At 66.5% G+C, this 2,388-nt stretch carries 3 protein-coding genes; all 3 read right to left on the bottom strand.

Annotated elements, in window-relative coordinates; genetic code table 11:
• The coding region (locus tag MLGJGCBP_RS18395) for an alcohol dehydrogenase catalytic domain-containing protein (RefSeq protein WP_160097505.1) at positions 1-698 on the bottom strand (698 nt) is incomplete at its 3' end.
• Entirely contained in the window at positions 695-1,441 is a 747-nt protein-coding gene (locus MLGJGCBP_RS18400; RefSeq protein WP_160097506.1) for an iron-sulfur cluster assembly protein, read from the bottom strand. The genes MLGJGCBP_RS18395 and MLGJGCBP_RS18400, both read right to left, overlap by 4 nt.
• Positions 1,438-2,388 (bottom strand): amidohydrolase family protein (locus tag MLGJGCBP_RS18405; RefSeq protein ID WP_160097507.1); only part of this gene is annotated, 951 nt, incomplete at its 5' end. The genes MLGJGCBP_RS18400 and MLGJGCBP_RS18405, both read right to left, overlap by 4 nt.

Here is a 2,388-nt window from a genome sequence, read left to right on the forward strand (position 1 = left end):
CCGGTCAGGTCGAGCACCTGCTGGATGTGGGTGCCGTCGGCGACGATGCCGTGGTCGGCGCCGATCTTCACGGCGAGTTCGACGGCCGCGGGGTTGCGGTCGAGCACGACCACGGTGACACCGGAGATGGCCTTCAGGACCTGGATGCCGATGTGGCCGAGTCCGCCCGCTCCGATCACGACGCACACGTCTCCGGGCCGGGTGGTCTTCGCGGCCTTGGCGACGGCGTGGTACGCCGTCAGGCCCGCGTCGGCGAGGGCGGCGACGTCGGCCGGTTCGAGCGAGTCGTCGATCCGGACCACGCTGCGGGCGGTGGTGCGAAGGTATTCGGCGTACCCGCCGTTGACGTCGATGCCGGGGAACCGGCTGTTCTGGCAGTGGACGTCGTCGCCGAATCGGCACGCCCGGCACAACCCGCACGTGATGAGCGGGTGCAAGATGACCTTGTCGCCGACCGCGACATTGGTGACGGCGTCGCCCACGGCGTGGACCCAGCCGGCGTTCTCGTGGCCGATCGTGTACGGCAGAGCGACACCGGACTTCTCCTCCCACTGCCCTTCGAGAACATGCAGGTCGGTGCGGCACACGCCGGCGCCGCCGATCCGCACGATGACATCGAGGGGGCCCTCGATCGTGGGTTCGGGAACGTCGGTGAGCTGCAGTTTGGTGTGGTATCCCACCACTTGCACGGCCTTCATCGTGGGCTCCTGGGTGTTCTGAGGTTGGTGATTCGGGGTGTGGCGCCGACGGATTCGCTGTCGGCGTAGCGGGTGGCGAGCAGGCCTCGGCAGAAGTGGGCGTTGCCTTCCATCGAGATGCGCACCGACTTGGCGAAACGCAGCCGCATCGGCACCGATTCCGGGGGGATGCGCTTGCCGTCGTCGTCGACGAACACCCGGCTGGCCGGGCAGAGGCTCAACCCGATGCCGATCCGGCGACGCAGCAGTGCGGCCTTGAACTTTCCGGGAGCGAGGTCGCCGAGGGTGAGCCGGTAGATCTCGTTGACCCCCAGATCGGTGGTCTTCAGGTGCGCCTCGACGCACCGCTCCATCGCCGCGGAGTGCGCCTTGGACCGGAATGTCCGGCGCAGCTCGTGCAAACTTTCCTGCGCCTCGGAGCCGAACGTCCCGACGTATCCGGCGTCGGCCGCGAGGCCGGCGTTGATCTTGTCGCTGTCATGGTGGTCGTCGAGCAGCACCCGTGCCTCGCCGATGTCCTCGATCAGGCGCAGGGCGTCGAGGGCGTCGGAGGCCATGAGGTAGGCGAAGTTCGGCGAGCAGAACGCGGTGGGCAGCCGCAGGTGCACGGTGACGCCGTCGTCATCGAGGGTGACCGACCGGACGAACCCGAGATCGGTGATCGGCTCGTCCAGTTCCGGGTCGGTGACCGTCGACAGGGCCATCAGGACGTCCTGTTCGGTGCAGACGACGGCGGCGGTCATGACGCCACGGTTTCCCGCGCCCCGGCAGCGACCTCCACACCGTCCTGCCCGGCCGGCTCGGCCAGTTGCAGGTCCGCGGGAACGTCGATGTCGTACAGCGCTGCCGCGTTGAGGCCGAGGATCTTCTTCTTCTGCAGGGCGGTGATCGGGGCGTACTCGCCCTGCATGTCCTCGGGGATCTGGAAGTCGACGAACTTCTCGATCAGCCACTTCGGGGTCCACAGTGCGTAGTCGCTGCCGAACAGGATCTTGTCCTCGCCGATCCAGTAGAGCAGCTCGCCGATGATCTGGGCGAAGTAGCGGGGCCGGGTGTGGATGAACGGCAGGGCCACCGCCAGGCCGCCGTACACGTTCGACTCCTGGGTGGCGATCCAGCAGAAGTCCTCGAGCCGCGGCAGGCCCACGTGTTCGACGACGAATCGCAGGTCCAGGTAGTCGGTGGCGACCTTGTCGATGTCCGCCACGTCGAAGGCGTCGCGGTCGAGAGGGCGGATCGTCGGGCCCTTGTGGACGTGAATGTTCTTGATGCCCAGCTTGATGCATTCTTCGAGGTAGCGCCGCGACCACGGGTCGTCGAGTTTGTAGCCGCGGGAGTCGCCGTGCCATTCGGCGGTGTAGAGCTTGACACCCTGCAGGTTCATCCGGGCTGCGTCCTTGCGGAGTTGCTCGAGCCCGGCCTCCTCGTGGCGGGGGTCGTAGGCGTGGTTGTAGGTGAGCTTGTCGGGGTGCTTCTGGGTGAGGCCGAACGCTTCCTCGGTCTGCCCGAACCCGGTGTGGTAGAACTCGCTCAGGAACGCAGGCTGGAAGATTGCGTGGTCGACGTATCCGTCCACGAAGAGGTCCTGGAACAGGCGACCGGCACCGTAATATGTGTAGGTGTCGTAGTCCCACACGACCTCTTCGGGGCTGAGGTTCTTGTGGTAGTCGTAGAAGCAGTCGATGAACTG

It is taken from the genome of Rhodococcus sp. T7 (genome assembly GCF_009872365.1).
Taxonomy (GTDB): domain Bacteria; phylum Actinomycetota; class Actinomycetes; order Mycobacteriales; family Mycobacteriaceae; genus Rhodococcus_F.

Bases quoted from the DNA above. Each gene is read 5' to 3' on its own strand.
- MLGJGCBP_RS18400 (WP_160097506.1), bottom strand. From the start codon at position 1,441: ATGACCGCCGCCGTCGTCTGCACCGAACAGGACGTCCTGATGGCCCTG.